Consider the following 19,890-nt stretch of genomic DNA (forward strand, 5'->3'; position numbering starts at 1 on the left):
TTCCGTCGACGTGTGTCAAAGAAACTTGACATGCGTCACTCGGTCGCGCATGGTCGTCGGTGTCAAAGAAGTCTTACACATCGAGGAGCAGGCCCATGACCACCGCCGCGCAGGCATCGCTGAACCCCTGGCTGAAGGCCTCCGTGCCGGCCCTCGTCGTCGCCCTCGCCGTCGGCGCCGGCGCGGCCGCCGTACGCACCGATGCTCCGGCCGGCGTCGTCTTCGCCGTCTTCGCCTCGCTCACGTTCCCCTTCGCCCTCGCGCTCGGTGCGGTGCTGCTCGACCGCACCGAGCACCCCGAGGAGCACGAGGACTCGATCGAGAGGCAGTGGACCACCCGCGCCAGCAGCGGCGCGTTCTTCGACACGGTGGTCGCCATGGGCCTGACGGTCTTCGCCACCTCGGTGCTCGACACCCGGGGAGCCCCGCTGTGGCTCTTCGTCATCCTCGCGCTCGGCGACTTCGCGGTCCGGCTCGCCGTGATCCGCCGCCGGGAGGCCTGATGCACAACACGCTCAAGTTCCTGCGCGAGCAGGCGGGCATGTCCCAGGGCGAGTGCGCGACCGCCCTGGGCGTCTCCCGGCAGACGGTCATCTCCATCGAGAAGGGCCACTTCGACCCCCGTCTCTCGCTCGCCTTCCGGATCAGCCGGCTCTTCGAGGTCCGGGTCGACGAGGTCTTCGTGCCGGAGGACGACTGAGGCGCCCCGCCGGGCATCGAGGGCGCCTCCTGTCCCACTTGGGGTAGTCCAGTGGCAAGTGGTCGTCCGCGCGGGGTAGTCCAGTGGCAGATGGCTGCGGAAAGGCCCTTCGGACAGCCATCTGCCACTGGACTACCCCGCGTGGGCGTACGAACCCCGGCGGCCGACGTCACCCTCAGGCTGCGCGGCGGTAGCGGAGGTAGCGCGCTCGCTGCCAGTCGGCGAGTGCGCGCCGGCGGGCAACCGTGTCGGTGGGTGTCCACCAGGGCGGTGGCTCGAGCGTCCAGGCCCGAGGGCCGCGGTGCGCCCTGGCGCGACGCGCGGCGGTCCGGAGCCTGCGGGTGAAGCCGCCGAGGTCGCGCCAGTCAGTGGCGAACATCGCCACAGGTTCCAGCCCGAGGTCGCGGTAGTCGGAGTCCTGCCTGTTGTCCTTCGAAGCTCCGACGAGGGTCAGGTGGGAGTCACCGTGGTAGAGCCCGACGAGTCCCGTCCCGGGATCGATGAGGTCCGGCGTCGCGACGAGCTTGCCGTCGAGCGTGAACACCGGCCGGTTGCACAGCGGACGTGGCAGACCGGCAAGCCGCGTCCACACCCCGCGCATCCGCGTCTCCCGGGGTGACCACGAGTTCTCGTGGGCCTCGGCGAGGGCGTCGCGGGCCTGCTGGATCCCCGTGACCGGCCCGAGCTGACCGACGTACGCGGTCATCTCGGCGATCGACACGAGGTCGGAATAGCACGCCATGTCGATCGTCTCGATCGCGTCGGCCAGTCCATCGGCGTACCGCATCTCGAACGTCACCGACCTGACGTGGCTGGTGACTGGAAGGCCGTCGACCACCACGACGTCCGCCGGGTTGAGGAACTCCTGACTGATGGCGGCGCCGCGCTGCGGGACGACGTGACGGCGTACGACCAGTGGCACCGGCCGCTCGGCGAGCCCTTCCGAGGTGCCGTCGAACCACCTCGCCCGTTCCCAGGCCAGCGCCGCCCACCCCGTGACGGCCTCGTCGTCGCGCAGGACCGCCGCGGCCTCGACGGTTCGCTGGTGGGCGGTGACGGGCACGTCGGCCGGCACCCGGAGTCCGTAGGTGGTCGTACGCCATCGCGGGCCGCGCGCCTGTCCGCGCGTCGGGCCGTCGACGCCGGCGGGGTCGACGCGCACCGGTGCGACGAGGTCCGGTCGGCGCTCGTGGAAAGGCGGCGGGACGAACATGCGTGAGGTGTGCCCGCTCCCCAGAGCTCGTACCGGCGGTCCACAGGGGAAATTCAGCCGCCGCCCGTCGGGGTAGTCCAGTGGCAGATGGCTGCCGGAACGCCGATGAGACCGCCACCTGCCACTGGACTACCCCGGCCGGACGACCATCTGCCACTGGACTACCGCGCGTGGGGGCCGGCGTCCCACCGCACAGAACCCGGTGGACCGGCGGCAGGGCGCTGGGGTTGGCTGACGCCCATGAACTTCGACGGCATGTGGCTGCCCCACGACCAGGACCCACGGATGCAGGAGGGCCCCACGAAGGGCGAGAAGGCCTGCCTGGTGGGCTACCTCGAGCACTACCGCCAGACGCTCGCGCTCAAGTGCGACGGGCTGAGCGCCGAGCAGCTGGCGACGAGGGCGGTGCCGCCGTCGAACATCTCGCTGCTCGGGCTCGTGCGACACATGGCCCGGGTGGAGCAGAGCTGGTTCCGCCGGGTGATCGAGGAGCACATGGAGCTCCCCCGGCTCTTCCAGGACGAGGACGGCGGCTTCGCCCTCCCCGACGTCGACGACGACCTGGTGCGGGAGTCCCACGACATCTGGGAGTCGGAGATCGCCTATGCGCGGGAGGTCCTCAAGCGCACCGACCTCGACACGGTCGTCGATGCCAAGGGCGACCCCGCCGAGGTGCGCGACATCATCGTGCACATGATCGAGGAGTACGCCCGCCACTGCGGGCACGCCGACCTGGTGCGCGAGTGCATCGACGGCCGCACCGGCCAGTGAGGACGTACGCCTAGCGCCCGGGCTTGGCCGTGAACGACGTGGACGCCCGGCAGCCCGCGGGCCCGAAGTAGCTGAAGCTGCCCTTGGTCACACGGGCGCCGGCCACCTTGAGCTGCAGGTGGGTCGTGTAGTTGCTGCCCTTCTCGGTCGCCTGCACGATGCCGTTGCGTGGGATCCTCGTGCGCGGGAAGTCGTAGGTGTTCTGGGTGTAGGTCGGGGGCGTCCCGTAGCCACCACACGTCGTCTGCATCGTGCCGCTCCAGCCGACGATCCTGCCCTTCCGGATGCTGAACCGCACCGAGCCGGACTTGTCGCGGTACGTCCCGGCGCGTGGCGGCGCCGGTGGCCTGACCTGCTTCACCTTCATCCGGCGGCTCGCGCTGACCTCGCCTCCGGCGGCGGTGAGGGTCAGCCGACCCGCCTTCTTGCCGGTCAGGCGCACCGTCAGCCCCACGCTCGCGCTCGTGCCGGGCGCGACGGACTCGATCGTCTCCGAGCTGACCTTGATCCCCTTGCCGGCACCCCCGACGACCACGTCACGCGCCGCCACCTTCCCGGTGTTGTGGATCTCCAGGCTGACCTTGGTCGGAACCCCGCGCACCAGCTTGAGCTGTCGTTGCGTGCCGCCGAGCAGCTCGAGATCACCGATCGACAGCGCGGGCGACTCGTAGGTGCTCGTGACGGTGCCGATGAGGGCGTCGAGGCTCGTCTCCCCGTCGCGCAGCTCGACGACCGCGCACTCGAACGGCCGGGCGGGCGTCGGGAAGTAGTCGGGGTTGTAGCCCCCGTTGAGGGAGTACGTCGTCGTGTCCGGGTAGAGCCGGGTGTCACCCGTCCAGACGACGTCGCACGACGTGCCGTTGGCCAGTCCCATCCCGAGGCGGACACGGCCGTCGTACGAGCCGGGCGCCCCCGCCAGGGTCACGCTCGCCGACGGGAAGTAGGTCGGTGTCTCGCCGGCGACGCTGACCGCGACCGTCGCACCCGCCAGCGTCTGCCCCGGCGTGGCACCGGGGAGCGGGTAACCCGCTGGACGGACGGTCGGGACCGCGCTCTGCGCAACCAGGACGCCGGATCCGTTCGTGCTGCGCGCGATCGGCGCGCCCAGGTCGAACGTCGACGCGCGGCCGGGCTTGTCGTACGCCCGGGCCGTGGCGGGTGCCGACAGCAGGGCGAGCGCCACCGCGGCTCCGGTCGCGGCGGCCAGCACGCGACCCGGCATCATCGGCCCACCCGCTTGGCGGCGAAGTCCGCGTCCACGACGCACCAGCCGGTGACGTAGGTGAAGCTGCCCTGGGTGACCTTGCTACCTGTCACCCGCATCCGCAGGTCGGCGTGGTAGGAGGCGTTGCCCTTCTGCCAGCGGTGCGTGGCATCCACCAGGCCGGCCTTCGAGACCTTGACCTTCTTCGGGAAGCGGAGTCCGACCGTGCGGTAGGTGGCGTAGTCGCCGGGGGGTTGGCAGCGCATCCGGAAGCCGGTGCCCTTGAAACCCGTGACGGCGCCCTTCTTGATCCGGAAGCCCACCTGGGCCTTGCTCCCCCGCACCGTGACGCGATAGCGACCGTCGACCGGCCTCTTCGCCGCAGCGACCTGCTTGACCGCCACGTCGCGGGTGGTGGTCGTGTCCCGGCTGGACGCGGACAGCCGCAGGGTCGTCTGCTTCTTCTTCCCCGTCAGCCGCACGGGGATCCGGACCGTCCCCTGGCCTCCGTTGCGGTTGATCACCTCGTAGGTCGCGGGCTTCACCTGCAGGCCCGCCCCGCCTCCGCCGACCTGCACCTCGGGTGCGGTGAACCTCGCCGCGTTGCTGACGGTCACCTCGAGCGTGGTCCAGACACCCCGGACCAGCGAGAGCCTCCGGACCGGCTCGTCGAGGAGCTGAACGGCGTCGATCGAGAGCTCCGGCTGCCCGTAGACGTCGGAGAGGGCCCCCGTCAGCTGGTCGTAGGTGCCGTCCGCAGCACTTCCGGTCGCGACCCCGGCACAGGTCCAGTCCTCGGTGAAGGCACGGGTCGAGTCGGTGTCGAGCGTGATCGTGCGGTCCGAGCGCGTGAAGCCGGCCGACAGGTCACTCGCGGTCGAGGTGGAGAAGATGGTGTCGATGACACAGCTCTCGGGGCTGCCGGTGCCGAACCCGATGTTGAGCCGCGCGTCGGGCCCGGGCGCGGCCTGGAGGACCACGATGGCCGACACGCGCCAGTTGTCGACGTCCTGCCGGACGACGGCCGACTCGAGGCGCTGCGACGGCTGGCTGGAGCCTGACGGCGTCCCGGGTGGTCGGATGGTCAGGGTGCCGTCGCGTGCCACGAGGTCGCTCGTCGAGGCCGAGGCCGGGGCCGCAGTGACCCCGGCGAGCAGACCTGCGGCCAGGGCGACGGAGGCCGCGATCGAGACGTTCCTGCGCATGGGTGATCCTCCCGTGTGACGCCGGCACCCCCTGCCGGCCCGGTCACTATGCCCCGGATCATCTTCGGTCGAAACCCTACTTTCGTTCGCTCAGGAAGGTTCCGCCAGCAGTCCCGGCGACCGACGTCCGTAGGCTGGTCCCCGTGACTGCTGCTTCCGGATACGGCCTGCTGACCCTCCACGGCGACACCGTCCTCGACGCGTGGTTCCCCTCCCCCGTGCTCGGCGCGACGGAGGGCGGACCGTCCGAGGAGCTCGCCCACCTCGACGGCGGCGAGGACGACCTGCGCGGCGTGGCTCGCGTCGTACGCCTGGTCGAGATCGCCGACCTCGACGCCGCGCCCGCCTCCACCGAGGACGTCTGGCTCCGGCTCCACCTGCTCTCCCACCGCCTCGTGACGCCGCACGGCGTCAACCTCGACGGCATCTTCGGCCTGCTCGCCAACGTGGTGTGGACCTCCGCCGGCCCGTGTGCCGTCGAGGGTTTCGAGCAGGTCCGGGCCAAGCTGCGCACGGTCGTGCCGGGCCACGTCGTGCAGGTCTTCGGGGTCGACAAGTTCCCGAGGATGACCGACTACGTCCTGCCCACGGGAGTACGCATCGCCGATGCCGACCGGGTCCGCCTGGGTGCCCACCTGGCGGAGGGCACCACCGTCATGCACGAGGGCTTCGTGAACTTCAACGCCGGCACGCTCGGCGCGTCCATGGTCGAGGGCCGGATCTCGGCCGGCGTGGTGGTCGGCGACGGCTCCGACGTCGGCGGCGGCGCCTCGATCATGGGCACTCTCTCCGGCGGCGGCAAGCAGGTCATCTCGATCGGCGAGCGCTGCCTGCTCGGCGCCAACGCCGGCATCGGCATCTCGCTCGGCGACGACTGCGTGGTGGAGGCCGGCTGCTACGTCACCGCCGGCACGAAGGTCACCGTCGCCGACATCGACGGCAAGCCGAAGGTCGTCAAGGCCGCCACCCTGTCCGGCGTCGACAACGTCCTCTTCCGTCGCAACTCGGTCAGCGGCGCCATCGAGGCGACGCCGTGGAAGGGTGACGGGATCGCCCTCAACGCCGCGCTGCACGCCAACTGACGGCTGCGCGCCTCACGGACGAGCCGCCCGCGACACCCGGTGATCCGGGCGCCGCGGGCGGCTGTCGTACGTCACTGACTGATCGCGTCAGCGGCGCGTCACCGTGAGCCTCACCTTCGCCGAGGAGGCGGCCACGTCGGCGGAGCCGAGGTAGCGGATCTTGAGCTTCACCTTCCCGGGCCTGGCGATCTTCTTTAGCCTGATCGTCACCTTGCCCGCGGCGTCCACCCGACCGGTGCCGATCACCTTCTTGCCGCGTCGGATCTCGACCTTCCCGGTCAGCGGTCCGCTCGAGCGGACTCGCACCGTGACCTTGGCCCGCTTGCCGACCTTGACCTTGCCGGCCCTGGCCTTCACGGTCGAGCCCGCCTTCGCGACCCTCAGCGTCGCTGCCGCCGAGCTGCTGCCCGCGAGGTCACCGTTGCCCGCGAAGACCGCGGTGACCTGCTTGGTCCCGGCGCTGGAGAAGGCCGGCAGGGCCACCGAGGCCTTGCCGTTCGCCGCCAGAGTGGCGGTCGCGGCCTTGACCCCGTCGACGAGCACGTCGACCGAGCTGCCCGCCGCGCCGGTGCCCCCGACGGTCACGTCGGCGTTGACTCCGCTCTCGCCGATACCGACCGAGGCGCGGTCGAGGCTCACCGCAGTGGTCGAGGCCGGCAGGGCCGACACGGTCAGCGTGGTCGGCGCCGAGCTGCTCGGCGCGAGGTCGGCGTCGCCGCCGTACGCAGCCGTGACGGACGTGGCGCCCGCCGTGGCGATCGCCGGCAGGGCGATCGCGGCGGTCCCGTCGTCGCCGAGCTCGGCCGAGCCGACCCGCGCTCCGTCGACGAGCACGTCGACGACGCCGCTCGCGACGGGCGGCGTGCCGGCGCCGGTGCCCTTGACCACGATCGCGGCCGTCGCACCGGCCTTGCCGACCGTGACGGTGGTGCGGTCGAGGGTCACCGTGGTGGCCGAACCCTCCAGCGGTGCCTCCCAGCCGATCTCCGCGATCCAGGTGCGGAAGTTGCCCGGCTCGCCGGGCACGAAGTGCCGCTCGACGTTGCCCTTGCTGTCGACCGCGAGCCACCTGATCTCGGTGCCGCTGTCGACGAGGACCCGCTTGCCACCCTCACGCACGCCCTCGGCCTCGTAGCGGGTGGACTCGAGGTCCGGCACGGAGCCGTCGGTCGTGTAGAAGACCGCCGCGGGCTCGTTGGTCTCGAACTGCACGGCGACCTTGCCTGCCTGGGCGCTCTCGCTGACGACCACCTTCGAGGTGGGCGGCACCGTGTCGGTGTCGTGGTCCCGGGCGATCCGGGCCATCTCGATGAGGCCGTTGGCGAACTCCATCGTCTCCGAGTGTGCCTGGGCGGCGTTGGGGTCGTCGGCCAGGAACGGCGGCTGGAAGGTCGATCCGACCTCGAAGTCCCAGGCGTAGATGCCGTACTTGTACCAGAGCATGTCACCGGAGTTCCCGGCCGCGGAGTAGAGGACGTCGATGACCGGTCCGGTGCGTGCCGGTGTCACCGAGAGTCCTCGGTAGCGCTTGATCGACGTCAGGATCCGAGACGACGCGCCCCAGAAGAGCTGCTCCTCGTCGAGGGTCGGGTAGGGCGCCGTCTCGCGGGTCCCGTCCTTGTAGGCACCGGGCGACCACATGAAGTAGTTGCCCGAGGAGTGCACGTTCATCGACCACTTCATGTTGGGACGCGCCGCGACCCAGTCGACGTTCTTCGCCTCGGGCTCGGTGAGCTCCCCCGGACCGGCGTACGTGCCGCTGGTGCACGACGTCGCGCTCGCACCGGAGAAGCCGTCGTAGACGCTGTACTCGGTGTAGTTGCGGTTGACGTCGACACCCCAGCTGTTGCGGCTGTTGTAGTCGTTGGTCGATCCGGCGGGGCAGTAGTTGACCATGTTCTTGCGCTGCGAGGCGAAGTCGTAGAACGAGTAGTGACCACCGTCCGGGTTGACCGACGGGAGGATCCAGATCTCCAGGTTGTCGACCAGGTCGCGCGTGCCGGCGTGCGAGGAGTAGTTCCGCAGCAGGCGCTCCGCCGTCTCGATCGTCACCAGCGGCGGCACCCACTCGCGGGCGTGCTCCTGGGCGTAGAAGAAGACGCCGGGCTTGGACCCGTCGCGGACCTTGCCGATCTTGAGGGCGTAGACCTTCGACGGCCCACGGGCGATCGTGCTGGGTGCGTTCAGCCCGTCGGTGAGCGTCGTCGCGGCGGTCGCCGGTACGACGCCCGCACCTGCGTTGCCGCGGTAGGTGTAGGCGGACATGACGGCGCTCGCCGCGGAGTCACCGTTGATCGCCGCGACCACCTGCGCCGCGGTGCTCGTCGCCGCTCCCGTGGCGTCGGTGGCCGAGGTCACGGTGACGGTCGTGATCGCGGTGGTGCCGGTGCCCGTGGTGCCGACACCGACGGTCAGCGGAGCGTCGGGAGTGCTCGGGCGTACGACGGCGAGACGCGTGCGGTTGCCCCCCTGGTGTCCCCACGCGACCGAGTCGACGCCGACGGCGGCGTCGCCGTTGGTGCCGACCATGCCGATCAGCGCCTGGGACCTGCGCTGGTAGCCGTTGGTCTGGTGGGGCAGCTCGACGATCTCGGAGATGTCGGGGAACTGTCGGGCGAGCAGCTTGATCCGGGTGTAGAGGTCGGTCGGGTCCATGTAGCGGTAGACGAAGTCCTGCTGGTAGCCGTCGCCCTTGAACGGGTCGGCCTCGTCTCCGGTGGGCAGCCAGTCCTTCACCTTGACGATCGCCTCGTCCCCACCCGGGCTGATGATCCGGATGCGGTCGGGGCGGGTGGTGACGGCGCTCGCGCCGGTCGTCGGCGACGCCCCGCGGTGGTACATGTAGACGCCCGCGTCCACGAAGCGGGTGATGGTCTGCGTGCCGCCGGAGCCGAAGGCGGTGCCGGGGCCACTGTCGCGCTCGACGGTCAGCGGCGTCGTGACGGTCTGTCCGTCGGCGTACTTCGCCTCCACCGACAGCACCGGCACGCCGTACGACGTGTAGTAGTCGGCGCGGATGATCTTGATGTCGGAGACGTCCGGGTTGGTCTCGGCCTGCTGCGCGAACGTCCGGTTGGCCTGGCGCTGCTGCGCGATCGAGCGGTCGCGCTCGGCGAGCGCCGCCTCGGAGTCCTTCGCGGTGTAGAGGGTCTCGCCGACCGTGAATCCCATCCGCTCGAGCTGGGCCACCTCACCGGGCGTGACGATCGCGCGGACCGCGAGTCCGTCGGCCTCCTGGTGCACTCCGTGGTCGAGGTCGACCCCCGTGGCCACCAGCCGGTCGAGCTCCTTCGTCCCCGGGACGACGATCTCGACGACGTCGGGGACCTCGTCGGCATCGCGGACGAGGGTGGGGCCCTCGTCGGAGGCGACGGCGGGGGCGGCAGTGGCGGCGGACGGCTGGCTGGCGGTGGCCGACCAGGGCACTGCGGTGGCCACCAGGCCAGGCAGCCCGAAGGCCAGGGTCACGACCGCGACCCTGGTCCTGAACACGGATCTGTGCATGCGCGACTTCCTTCATCTCGGGGGCGACAGAAGGGACGTGACCCGGATCACGTCCCTGCGCGAACAGAAGCGGCACCACTCGGGTCCCGTCAAGGAAATCGCGACACGTGGGACGGAACCGACCGGATGGCGAGATCCGTTGCCGATCCGTCGACTTTCGACCGACGCATGCGATAAGTGTGGCGGTTGTCCAGCGCGCCGAGCGGTGCCGCAGCACCCCGTCGTCACCACTGGTTTGAGAGGCTGACGCGGTGCGGCGGGCGTGGACTGGGGTGTTCGTGGTCCTCGGCGTGCTCGCCGTGGCCGTGACGTCGTTCGTGCTGCTCGACCGCGGCGGCGTCACCACGATCCTCGACACCAGCGGGTGCACCGCGGAGGTCGACGGCCACCGGGTGGAGCTCGACCTCGAGCAGGCCGAGAACGCCTCGCTCATCACCGCGGTGTCGATCCAGCGCGGGATGCCGGCGCGGGCGGCGAGCATCGCCCTGGCCACGGCCTACCAGGAGTCGAAGCTCTACAACATCGACTACGGCGATCGTGACTCCGTCGGTCTCTTCCAGCAGCGGCCGTCGCAGGGCTGGGGCACCGTGCCGCAGCTGATGGACCCGGTCTTCGCGACCAACGCCTTCTACGACGCGCTCGCCAAGGTCGACGGCTACGAGGCGATGGAGATCACCGTCGCCGCCCAGACCGTGCAGCGCTCCGCCTTCCCCGACGCCTACGCCGACCACGAGCGCGACGGCCGCGCCCTGGCCTCGGCCCTCACCGGCAACTCGCCGGAGGCCCTGTGGTGCGACGTGCGGGGCGACGCCGACGAGGCGAGCGACGAGCTCGACCCGTCCGGACTGGTCCCCCGCGCGGTCGTCGTGCGCGAGGACCTCGAGGCCCGCTTCGGGAGCCTGTCGCTCGGGGGGTTCGAGCCGGCCGGCGTCTCGACCGGCCACATGGAGGGCTCCGCGCACTACGAGGGCCGCGCGATCGACGTGTTCTTCCGGCCGGTCAACGCCGAGAACCGCAAGCGGGGCTGGGCGATGGCGAGCTACCTCGTCGCCAACGCCGATCGGCTCGCGGTCTCCACGATCATCTTCGACGACCGCATCTGGCAGGCCGGACGGCGCGCAGGCGACGGGTGGCGCGACTACCGCGTGCCGTCGTCCTCACGTGGCGACCGGGCGATCCTCGAGCACCGCGACCACGTGCACGTCGACGTGCTCCGCTGAGCGGGCATCTCTTCGGCTGGAGTCACCGGATATCCGGTGACCGCCCCGCTTGTCACACCAGATCTCGTACGACAAGCGGGAGACTCGGGTGCAGAGCCCTCCCCGGCCCGTTCGCGGGGATGCCGACGTGTGGACGGAGCACCCGTGACACGGGAGTACGCCGACGCGGCGGGGCTCAGCCCTCGAGGCGCGCGACCGCGGCAGCGACCCGCTCGTCGGTGGCGGTGAACGCCACGCGGACGTGCTCGCGCCCCGCGGCGCCGTAGAACTCCCCCGGCGCGACGAGGATGCCGCGCTCGGCGAGGTCGCCCACGGTCGTCCAGCAGTCCTCGCCCCGGGTCGCCCAGAGGTAGAGGGAGGCCTCGGAGTGGTCGATGCGGAAGCCGGCTCCCTCCAGCGCGTCCTTGAGCAGCGCCCGGCGCGCGGCGTACCTCGTGCGCTGCTCCTCGACGTGCACGTCGTCCTCGAGCGCCGCGATCATCGCGCGCTGCTGCGGACCGGGCATCTGGAGACCGAGGTTCTTGCGGACCGCGAGCAGCTCGCCGACGAGCGTGGGGTCGCCGGCGACGAAGGCGCAGCGGTAGCCGGCGAGGTTGGAGCGCTTGGACAGCGAGTGCACGGCGAGGATGCCGTCGAGCGAGCCACCGTTGACCTGCGGGTCGAGGATCGACAGCGGGGCCTCGCCCTCCCACGCGCATTCGATGTAGCACTCGTCGGAGACTAGGATCGTGCCGCGCTCGCGGCACCAGTCGACGACCTTGCGCAGGTGGTTGGGCGGCAGCACCCGGCCGCTGGGGTTGGCCGGGCTGTTGAGCCACAGGAGTCGTGGCGTGCGCGGGCCGAAGGCGGTGAGCGAGTCGGTGGCCAGGCTGTCGGCCCCGGCCAGGGCCGCGCCGACCTCGTAGGTCGGGTAGGCCAGCGCGGGATAGCCGACGAGGTCGCCCGCGCCGATCCCGAGGTGCAGGGCCATGGAGCCGATGAGCTCCTTGGACCCGGTGACGGGCAGCACGCCGTCGAGGCCGAGGCCGCTCACGCCGTGGCGGCGCGCCAGCCAGTCGATCGCCGCCTGGCGGGTGGCCTCGAGGCCGATCGTCGTCGGATACCCCGGCGAGTCGGCCGCGGCCCGCAGCGCGTCCTGGACGACGGCGGGCGTCGCGTCGACGGGCGTGCCGACCGAGAGGTCACAGACCCCGTCGGCGTGCGCGCGCGCCGTCCTGGCGTACGTCGTGAGCTTGTCCCACGGGAAGTCGGGGAGCCGGCCGGAGACCGGCTGCGACATCACTCGTCGTGCTCCTGCGGGGGCAGCGCGGCGACGAGCTCGTGGTCGGCGTCGATGACGCCCATCTTCGCGGCACCGCCGGGCGAGCCGAGGTCGTCGAAGAAGTGGACGTTGGCGTCGTAGAAGCCCTTCCACTCCTCCGGGGTGTCGTCCTCGTAGAAGATCGCCTCGACCGGGCAGACCGGCTCACAGGCGCCGCAGTCGACGCACTCGTCGGGGTGGATGTAGAGCATCCGCTTGCCCTCGTAGATGCAGTCGACAGGACACTCGTCGACGCACGCGCGGTCCTTGAGGTCGACGCACGGCTGGGCGATGACGTAGGTCACCAGATCCTCCTGGAAGCACAACGGGGAACGAAGGGGGTGGAACGTCGCCACTCTAGTATCCGGACCGTGCCCGAGACGTCAGAACCCCACCACGGCGAGACACGTGGCGCGACGACCGTGGGCAGCCACACCCTCGGCCCCCACGTCGTCGGCCTGCGCGTCGTGGTCCGCCACCTGCTCCCCGACGGCCGCGCGAGCGACGTCCTCGGCACCTGCACGGCCTGGGGCGCGCACTCTCTCACCATCGACCGCGACGGTCCCCCGGACCGGGCCGGGCCGGTCGAGATCGCCCTGGCCGACGTCGTCACCGGCAAGCCGGTGCCGCCACGCGCGTCCGTGCGCGCGCGGGTGTCGGCGCGCGACGTCGAGCAGCACGTCGGCGCGCTGTGGACCTCGCTCGAGACGGAGCCGCTCGGCGACTGGCTGCTCCGTGCCTCTCCCCCGCACGGCGGGCGGCTGCGTCGTCGCGGCAACTCCGCCCTGGCCGTGGACGAGCCGGGGATCGGCCTGGTCGACGCGGCCTACGCGGTGCGGGAGTTCTACGCCGCGCGGGAGCAGACGCCGTACGTCCAGGTCCAGCTCGGCCAGGAGGTCGAGCGCCTGCTCGCACCTCTCGGCTTCGTCTCCACGGGCGACGGCGACGCCCACGCGCAGCTCGCGCCGGTCTCCCGTGCGCTTCGGTCCCTGCGCGCTGTCGCGCCCGACGCACCGGCCCAGGTGGAGGAGTCGGACACCGACGCGACGGCCACCCTCGACGGGGGTACGGCGACCGGGCGCGCCGTGCTGTCCGGCGACTGGCTGCTGGTCGAGGGCCTCCTCGTCGACCCCGCGCACCGGCGCCGCGGTCTGGCCACCGCGGTCCTGGCCGAGCTGCTCGACTGGGGGGCGTCGCGCGGGGCGACCACCGCGATGCTGCACGTGGAGACCGTCAACACAGGTGCGATCGCGCTCTACGAGCGGCACGGGTTCGTCACGCACCACACCAACCGCTACCTGGTCGGCTGAGCCGGGTCGTCGTCCCGCGCCCGGCGGCGGTCCATCTCGCGACGGTTGAACAGCCTCTGGGAGGCTGCGAGCGTCGGCACCCACAGCAGTCGCTGCAGCACGAGGACCAGCACCCCGGCGAGCACCATGCCGCCGAGGTTGACCGCGAGCTGCGCCGCAGAGCCCCGGATCTCCGAGGGAGCACCCAGCCCGAGCGCGAGGGCCAGGTTGCCCACCGCCGGGATCGTGGTGACGGAGATGAACACCCCGACCATCGCGTTGGCGCGCGAGGTGGTGAGCGCGAGGACACCGGCAGCGCCCGCGATGAGGGCGACGATGAACGACCACCGGTCCGGGTGCCAGATGAAGCCGGTCTGCGGCCGGGCCCGGGTGACCATGTCCTGGGTGACCAGCCCGGTCAGCCCGCCCACGAGCGAGAGGACGGCCACCACCGTCACGGACACGACGATCCCCCCGACGAGCACCGCCACGGCACGACGTGCGAGGCGGGGCCTGCGCAGGACCAGCCCGGCGGCGATGGCCGCCACCGTGCCGAACTCCGGACCCACGACCATCGCCCCGATCACGAGGACGGCCGAGTCCGTGATGACCGCGATCGCTGCCAGGAGGGTCGCGAGCACGAAGAACAGCAGGTAGGAGATCGTCGGCCGACTGGCCGCCCAGCACTGCTCGACGACCATGTCCCAGATGACCGCGTCGTCCGGGTCGCCGGGTGCGATCTCGCCGAGGCGTCGAGCTGCCGCGAACGGCGTGCTGGTCGGGGTGGTGACGACGATCCCGCCGGACTGGTGCAGGCCGAGCTCCTTGAGCCGGCCGATCACCTCGCCGGCGAGCTCGCGTGCGACGTCGCACTCCACGAGGTCGCCCTCGGGCGAGATCGACGCGCCGCGGCACCGCGTGAGGTTGGCCGTGCGGTCGTCGTCGGCGAGGAGGTCGAGGACGTCGTCGGTCAGCGCGGCGGGCACGGTGAGCCGCAGGTGCACCAGCATGGCGCGACCCTAGTCCTGAGGACTTCCTCGGTGGCCTTGGCGTCGACCCGGCTCAGCCGTCGGTGGCGTTCGGGTTGGTGCACACGACCGTGTCGCTGGGGATGTAGGTCGTGTGGAAGACCTCGTCGTCGCGGGTCTCGGTGTTGCCGTTCACCGGCTTGAAGTAGCGGACGACGTCGATGTCGAAGCCGTCGAAGCCGGTGTTCGGGTGGCACTCGACGGTGTCGATCTCGCGGGTCTTGGGCTTGGTGGGGTTGTAGCGGTTGCCCGTGGTGGTGGTGATGTCCCAGTACTTGGTGGACCACATGCTCACGGTCGCGACACCGGACGAGGACGGGGTCGACGGGGTCACGTTGGCCTGGATGAGGACGCCGTAGGGGGTGTCGTTCGTGAAGCGCAGGTCGACCGCGCCCCACGCGACGGTCGCCTCACGGCCGATCGGGTAGCGGTCGATGTAGAACGAGTGCGGCTTGTGCTCGACGTCCTGCAGCCCGGCGAAGAACATCGCGTTGAACGTCGTCGTCGCCATCTGGGACACGCCACCGCCCAGGTCCCGGACGAGGATGCCGTCACTGATGATGAAGCCCTCGGTGAAGCCGTTGGCCTTGGTGCGCTCGCCGACGGTGTCGTTGAGCGAGAAGGTCTCGCCCGGCTTGAGCACGGTGCCGTTGATCAGCTCGGCGGCGCGACCGATGTTGATGTTGCGGTACTCCGCGTAGGGGAAGTAGGTCGGGAACGTCGAGACCCGCTCCTTGATCTTCAGCGCGCGGGCGTCCTTCGTGGTGAACTCGGGCTGGGAGACCTGGGAGGACAGCGCGAGCGTCCGCTCCCCCTGCGGCTTGGCGACCGCGGCGAGGAAGCCGGCCTCGAGCTCGGCCGCGTCGAAGGTGACACCGGGCTTGGCCGGCACGACCTGCGGCTTGCCATCGACCAGCTGGACGGTCGCGTCCACGGCAGCTCCCGTGGTGACCTTCGAGCCGACGACCTCGGTGAGGGTGGCCGCGTCGAGCGTCGGCACCAGCTCGCCGTCGGTCGCGACCAGGCTCAGCGCGGGGGTGTAGTCGGCCGGGAAGACCTTGACGTTCGAGCCCTCGAAGCCGAGCGTCACCGGTGCTGCGACGGCCGGGGAGGCGAACGAGTCGAGCGCCTCCTGCACGTCGGAGGAGTCGATGTCGGGCACGACGTCGCTCATCTCGAGCGCGACCGGCGCGGGGTCGTCCTGGAGGTACGCCGAGCGCAGCGCGGCCAGCGTGTCGGCCGGGTCGAGCGCCTGCCCGGTGACCGGGTCCGTCCGGGTGATCTCGGCGCCGTCGAAGCCGACCGTGCCGTTGACCGCCTGGGTGCCGAACTGGTCGTCGAGGGCGAGCAGCGAGGCGTTGAAGGCGTCGTTGTCGACCTGCACCTGGGCCTCGGAGGAGCTGCCGCCGGTGAAGTAGTTCCAGAGCCGGACCGGGTCCCAGCTCTCCTCGCCGCCGGCCTCGGCGACCGACGCCTCGTAGTCGACCGACAGGCCGCTGGCCGCCGGGTCGAGCGTCGTGTCGTCGCCGTCGACGGTGACCGCGATCCCGCGGTTCACCTTGTCGGCCAGCCCGGCCTCGAGGCGCTGCGCTGCCTCGGCCTGGGAGTGCCCGCCGATCCGGACGCCGGACACGGTGGTGTTGCGCGGCACCTTGTCGCCGGCGGCGTAGTGCGCACCGACGTAGAGCCCGCCGAACAGGGCCGCGAGGCCGAAGAGCAGCCACAGGACGACCTTGGCACCCACCTTGTCGCGGGGCTGGTCGTCACTGCGCGGCTTCTTCGGCACGCGGCGAGTTTAGGTGGCGGGCGGTCGAACTCCGGGATCCCCGGCGCGTCCCCGGCCGGACGCCACCGTGACCAGCGCCGCCACCAGCAGCACGAACGAGCCGGCGAGGAACGACCACCCCTGCGCGTCCGACGCGATCAGGAAACCCCCGCCCGCACGCTCGACGGCACCTCGCACGACGGGCAGGCACCACCCGATCGCGAAGCCGAGGCGTACGCCGCCGGGCGGCAGCCAGGCCAGCGCGCCGAGACCGGCGACCAGCGCGAGCAGCAGCCCCCACCAGTAGTGGTGCAGCAGGGTGCCGGCGGCGCCGGACAGCATGCCGACCACCCCGGCGAGCAGGGCGAGCAGCGCGGTCACAGCCCGGCGAAGAGGTCCTCCTCGAACCCGTCGGCACCGATCTTCCCGGCGTGCCCCTTGACCAGGCGGTAGTACTCGTCGGACCACCAGGAGTGCCCGCTCTCGGCACCGGAGAAGAAGTGACCGTCCTGCTCGACCTGGGTGTCGTGCTTGGCCAGCGCGGCCATCTTGCGGTCGACCGTGGCCTTGCCGTCGACCCGGGCACTGATCAGCTCGTCGGGCGTGACGAAGGGCGGCAGCTTGCCGTCGGGCTCCATGCCCTTGAACGTCTCGGTGTCGCCCGACTCACGCAGCTGGCGCAGGCTCGCGCGCATCCGGGACTCGCTCATCGCGGTCCAGTAGATCTTCGCGATGTCGTGGGGCTCGCCGAGCTCGCGCTTGTAGGACGGCACGGCGGCCAGCTGGGCGGCGTACATCGCGACGCGGTGGGCCTGGATGTGGTCGGGGTGGCCGTAGCCGCCGAACTGGTCGTAGGTCACCAGCACCTGCGGGCGGACCTCGCGGATGACGGAGACCAGCTCGTCGGCGGCCTCGTTGAGGTCGGCGGTCCAGAAGGCGTTGTCGGGGATGCTCTCGGCGGCGACGGCATGCCCTTCCTCGTGCCAGGCCATGCCCGAGTCGTGGAACCTGCCGAAGCCGCCGAGGAAGCGGTGGTCGGTGACGCCGAGGACCTTCATCGCCTCGTCGAGCTCGCCGCGACGGTGCTCGCCGAGGCCGCCGTCCTTCTCGTAGGCGAGGTGCTCGAGCGCGGGGACCAGCACCTCTCCCATCTCGCCGGCGGTGCACGTCACCAGGGTGACGCCGACGCCCTCGTCGACGTAGCGCGCCATCGTCGCGCCGGTGCCGATGCACTCGTCGTCGGGGTGGGCGTGGACGAGCAGGATGCGGTGCTCGGGGGTGTGGGACATGTACCTCAGCCTAGGTCGGGGCGCTTGATCCGCTTGGGCGCCATCGGCAGGTCCAACGGCGGCAGGGGTGCTTCCTGTTCCCCGGCATCCGGCTCCTCGTCCAGCCACCCGTCGTGGGTGTCGACGAGCACCTCCAGCATGAAGGCCGGCGCGTCGCTGACGACCGCCCACGGGTGGTCCTCGTCGTCGTCCTCGCCGGACAGCCGCTCGCGCTCCGTGCGCGCCTCGAAGCCGTCGGCCTGCAACCGTGCCACGACCGCCCGCGCGTCGTCCTCGTCGAAGAAGATCGCCCTCACGCCCACATTGTGCCGCGGGCCCTCCCGTCCCCCGCGGGGTCGACGGGGCGCGGTGGCTACTGTCGGAGCATGTCGACAGCCTCGGAGTCGCCGTACGTGCAGGGTGTCCACCTGGAGCGCACCGACGAGAACGTCCGCGAGATCGCCGCCCTCGCGGGGGTGCTGGGAGAGCCGGCGGGGATCGGCGGGCTGCTCGACGACCTCAAGTGGCCCGCGCGCCGCTCGCGGGCGCCGCGGCTGCTCGGCCGGGCCGTGCGCGAGGCCTGGCGCTGGGACGACTACGACGAGCGTGACGAGCTCTGGTACCCCCAAGGCATCTCCACCAGCGCCGACTCCTCTGACACCGGCGACATCCAGGGCCGCCGCGTCGTCGTGACGACGTGGTACTCCACCGGCAAGGACGGCATCAAGCGCGGGTCCCGGGTCACCTTCGTCGACCTCGACGCGGGAAACTACCGCCACGTCCTGCTCGTGGTCCCGGTCCTGGACAAGACCGGTCAGCTGGTGCTGAAGCCGATGAACATCCACGCCGGCGGCATCGTCTGGGCCGGCCCCTACCTCCACGTCGCCGCGACCAACCGCGGCTTCGTGACCGCGCGGGTCGACGACATCATGCGTGTCCCCGGCGACGACGACCACCCCGACCAGCTGGGCATCGAGGGGCGGCTGCTCCACTCCTTCGGGCACCGCTACGTGCTGCCGGTGCGGTTCACCTACCAGGCCCACACCGACGAGGGCCACGAGAAGCTGCGCTACTCCTTCATGTCGCTCGACCGCAGCTCGGACCCGCCCGGGCTGGTCGCGGGCGAGTACGCCGCCAACCCCGACGCGACGACCCGGCTGGCCCGCTACCGCCTCGACCCGTCGACGTGGCAGCTGTCGGTCGGCGACGACGGCTTCTCCCGGCCGCTGGCCCTCGACGACGGCGGCGTACGCCGGATGCAGGGCGCGGTCATCGCCGCGGGCCGCTACCACGTCACGGTGTCCAACGGCCCCTGGGGACCGGGCACGGTGTACGCCGGTCGCCCCGGCTCGATGAAGAGGCACCGCTGGGCGCTGCCGATGGGTCCGGAGGACCTGTCCTACTGGCCCTCGACGGACCGTCTCTGGTCGATCACGGAGCACCCCCGCCGGCGCTGGATCGTGTCGATGGACCGGGCCTTCTTCTCCTGACTCAGGCGCGCGGCTGCATGGCCAGCTGACGACTCTGGGCGACGAGCCGACCGGCCGAGTCCCAGACCTCGCAGTCCTCCTCGAACATCCCGCCGGCGACGTTGCGCGTGCGGTGCGAGAGCCTGAGCCACCCCGGGGCCGGGACCGCCCGGACGTGCACGGTGAGCTCGAGGGTCGGCGCCCAGCCCGGGCGCCCGAGGTCGAAGGTCACCGGCGGCAGCGCGTCGCAGGCCATCAGCAGGCCGACGGGGTCGAGCTCGTGGCCGTCCGCCATCCTCATCCACGCCTGGATGTGGCCGTTGCCGCTCGGCTCCCCCGTCGCCCAGCCGATGCAGGCCGGGTCGAAGCGCATGTCGAAGCGCTCCATCACCGGCGCGATCCGACGGAAGTCCTCGGGCGCGAGCGAGCCCGCCACGCACTCCGACAGCGGGGGCAGCGTCGGCTCGACCGCCGTGGTCTCCACGTCGGACGGCATCGCGGCGAGGTCGCCGTACGTCGCCAGCACGGAGATCCGGGTGGTGCCCTCCTGCGAGACGTCGGCGGCGACGGTCGCCACCGTGCCGCCCTCGCGCAGGACCCGGGTGGCGACCCGGGCGGGGCCGGGCCGTGAGGCCGAGAGGTAGTGGGCGCTGACCGCGAGCGGGTGCGGCTTGGTCGGCACCGCGGCGGCGATCGCTCGGCCGGCGACCCCGAGGACGTAGCCGCCGTTCACCCCACCGCCGACCACCCAGCCCGGGTCGAGCTCGGCTCCGAAGAGGCCGTCGCCGATCTCGTCGATCGCGGTGTGTGCGTCCCATTCGGACACCTTCTCGGAAGACCTCTCGGAAGCCATGCCGCGAGCCTAGGCGTGA

19 protein-coding genes are annotated in these 19,890 nt (G+C 71.4%); 7 read left to right on the top strand and 12 right to left on the bottom strand.

Going from position 1 to position 19,890, the window contains the following annotated elements:
* The first annotated feature begins 95 nt into the window (after positions 1-95).
* Positions 96-503 carry a hypothetical protein gene (locus tag IEZ25_RS10320; protein WP_191199351.1) on the top strand — a complete coding sequence of 136 codons (408 nt, stop codon included), beginning with the start codon at positions 96-98 and terminating at the stop codon, positions 501-503.
* Positions 503-700, top strand: a complete 198-nt coding sequence (locus IEZ25_RS10325; protein ID WP_191199352.1) for a helix-turn-helix transcriptional regulator — start codon at positions 503-505, stop codon at positions 698-700. Before IEZ25_RS10320 ends, IEZ25_RS10325 begins: the two co-directional genes overlap by 1 nt.
* A gap of 175 nt (positions 701-875) precedes the next feature.
* Here IEZ25_RS10325 and IEZ25_RS10330 read toward each other — a convergent pair whose 3' ends face one another.
* Entirely contained in the window at positions 876-1,913 is a 1,038-nt protein-coding gene (locus IEZ25_RS10330; protein ID WP_191199353.1) for a hypothetical protein, read from the bottom strand.
* A 240-nt stretch (positions 1,914-2,153) separates the two neighbouring features.
* On the opposite strand from IEZ25_RS10330, the gene IEZ25_RS10335 reads away from it, so the two are divergent.
* The gene (locus IEZ25_RS10335) at positions 2,154-2,684 is read left to right on the top strand and encodes a DinB family protein (protein WP_224748832.1); all 531 of its coding nucleotides are present in this window, start codon (positions 2,154-2,156) and stop codon (positions 2,682-2,684) included.
* A gap of 10 nt (positions 2,685-2,694) precedes the next feature.
* On the opposite strand, the gene IEZ25_RS10340 is transcribed toward IEZ25_RS10335, so the two are convergent.
* On the bottom strand, positions 2,695-3,909 hold the full coding sequence (locus IEZ25_RS10340) for a hypothetical protein (RefSeq protein ID WP_191199354.1): 1,215 nt from the start codon (positions 3,907-3,909) through the stop codon (positions 2,695-2,697).
* The gene (locus IEZ25_RS10345) at positions 3,906-5,093 is read right to left on the bottom strand and encodes a hypothetical protein (RefSeq protein WP_191199355.1); all 1,188 of its coding nucleotides are present in this window, start codon (positions 5,091-5,093) and stop codon (positions 3,906-3,908) included. Before IEZ25_RS10345 ends, IEZ25_RS10340 begins: the two co-directional genes overlap by 4 nt.
* Positions 5,094-5,227: 134 nt before the next feature.
* Here IEZ25_RS10345 and dapD point away from each other — a divergent pair, with 134 nt between their 5' ends.
* Positions 5,228-6,175 (top strand): 2,3,4,5-tetrahydropyridine-2,6-dicarboxylate N-succinyltransferase, encoded by a 948-nt coding sequence (gene dapD, locus IEZ25_RS10350; RefSeq protein WP_224748874.1) that lies wholly within the window; start codon positions 5,228-5,230, stop codon positions 6,173-6,175.
* Positions 6,176-6,262: 87 nt separating this feature from the next.
* Here the strand turns inward: dapD and IEZ25_RS10355 are convergent, their stop codons facing one another.
* Positions 6,263-9,679 (bottom strand): M14 family zinc carboxypeptidase, encoded by a 3,417-nt coding sequence (locus tag IEZ25_RS10355; RefSeq protein WP_191199357.1) that lies wholly within the window; start codon positions 9,677-9,679, stop codon positions 6,263-6,265.
* 251 nt (positions 9,680-9,930) lie between these two features.
* Here IEZ25_RS10355 and IEZ25_RS10360 point away from each other — a divergent pair, with 251 nt between their 5' ends.
* A complete protein-coding gene (locus tag IEZ25_RS10360; protein WP_191199358.1) occupies positions 9,931-10,899 on the top strand; it encodes a hypothetical protein in 969 nt (322 codons plus the stop codon).
* 175 nt (positions 10,900-11,074) lie between these two features.
* On the opposite strand, the gene dapC is transcribed toward IEZ25_RS10360, so the two are convergent.
* Together dapC and fdxA are read right to left on the bottom strand one after the other, a co-directional pair.
* Positions 11,075-12,178: a succinyldiaminopimelate transaminase gene (gene dapC / locus IEZ25_RS10365; protein WP_191199359.1), complete on the bottom strand. Its 1,104-nt coding sequence runs from the start codon at positions 12,176-12,178 to the stop codon at positions 11,075-11,077.
* On the bottom strand, positions 12,178-12,504 hold the full coding sequence (gene fdxA / locus IEZ25_RS10370) for a ferredoxin (RefSeq protein ID WP_191199360.1): 327 nt from the start codon (positions 12,502-12,504) through the stop codon (positions 12,178-12,180). Before fdxA ends, dapC begins: the two co-directional genes overlap by 1 nt.
* Before the next feature lie 66 nt (positions 12,505-12,570).
* On the opposite strand from fdxA, the gene IEZ25_RS22235 reads away from it, so the two are divergent.
* Positions 12,571-13,509, top strand: coding sequence for a GNAT family N-acetyltransferase (locus IEZ25_RS22235; protein WP_191199361.1), 939 nt, complete (start codon positions 12,571-12,573; stop codon positions 13,507-13,509).
* On the opposite strand, the gene IEZ25_RS10380 is transcribed toward IEZ25_RS22235, so the two are convergent.
* Genes IEZ25_RS10380 through IEZ25_RS10400 form a run of 5 tightly spaced genes read right to left on the bottom strand, consistent with a single transcriptional unit; the run spans position 13,494 to position 17,866 of the window.
* Complete coding sequence (locus IEZ25_RS10380; RefSeq protein ID WP_191199362.1) at positions 13,494-14,498, bottom strand: DUF389 domain-containing protein; 1,005 nt, start codon at positions 14,496-14,498, stop codon at positions 13,494-13,496. The genes IEZ25_RS22235 and IEZ25_RS10380 overlap by 16 nt on opposite strands.
* 52 nt (positions 14,499-14,550) lie before the next feature.
* Positions 14,551-16,302, bottom strand: a complete 1,752-nt coding sequence (locus IEZ25_RS10385; protein ID WP_191199363.1) for a VanW family protein — start codon at positions 16,300-16,302, stop codon at positions 14,551-14,553.
* 9 nt (positions 16,303-16,311) lie between these two features.
* The gene (locus IEZ25_RS10390; protein WP_191199364.1) at positions 16,312-16,662 is read right to left on the bottom strand and encodes a hypothetical protein; all 351 of its coding nucleotides are present in this window, start codon (positions 16,660-16,662) and stop codon (positions 16,312-16,314) included.
* Entirely contained in the window at positions 16,659-17,570 is a 912-nt protein-coding gene (gene mshB, locus IEZ25_RS10395) for an N-acetyl-1-D-myo-inositol-2-amino-2-deoxy-alpha-D-glucopyranoside deacetylase (protein WP_191199365.1), read from the bottom strand. Before mshB ends, IEZ25_RS10390 begins: the two co-directional genes overlap by 4 nt.
* A 5-nt stretch (positions 17,571-17,575) precedes the next feature.
* The gene (locus tag IEZ25_RS10400; RefSeq protein WP_318152160.1) at positions 17,576-17,866 is read right to left on the bottom strand and encodes a hypothetical protein; all 291 of its coding nucleotides are present in this window, start codon (positions 17,864-17,866) and stop codon (positions 17,576-17,578) included.
* Between the two features lie 69 nt (positions 17,867-17,935).
* On the opposite strand from IEZ25_RS10400, the gene IEZ25_RS10405 reads away from it, so the two are divergent.
* Positions 17,936-19,039, top strand: a complete 1,104-nt coding sequence (locus tag IEZ25_RS10405; RefSeq protein WP_191199367.1) for a hypothetical protein — start codon at positions 17,936-17,938, stop codon at positions 19,037-19,039.
* Between the two features lies 1 nt (position 19,040).
* On the opposite strand, the gene IEZ25_RS10410 is transcribed toward IEZ25_RS10405, so the two are convergent.
* Positions 19,041-19,871: a thioesterase family protein gene (locus IEZ25_RS10410; RefSeq protein ID WP_191199368.1), complete on the bottom strand. Its 831-nt coding sequence runs from the start codon at positions 19,869-19,871 to the stop codon at positions 19,041-19,043.
* Positions 19,872-19,890: the final 19 nt, after the last annotated feature.

Source organism: Nocardioides hwasunensis (assembly GCF_014779665.1).
In the GTDB taxonomy this organism is placed as follows: domain Bacteria; phylum Actinomycetota; class Actinomycetes; order Propionibacteriales; family Nocardioidaceae; genus Nocardioides; species Nocardioides hwasunensis.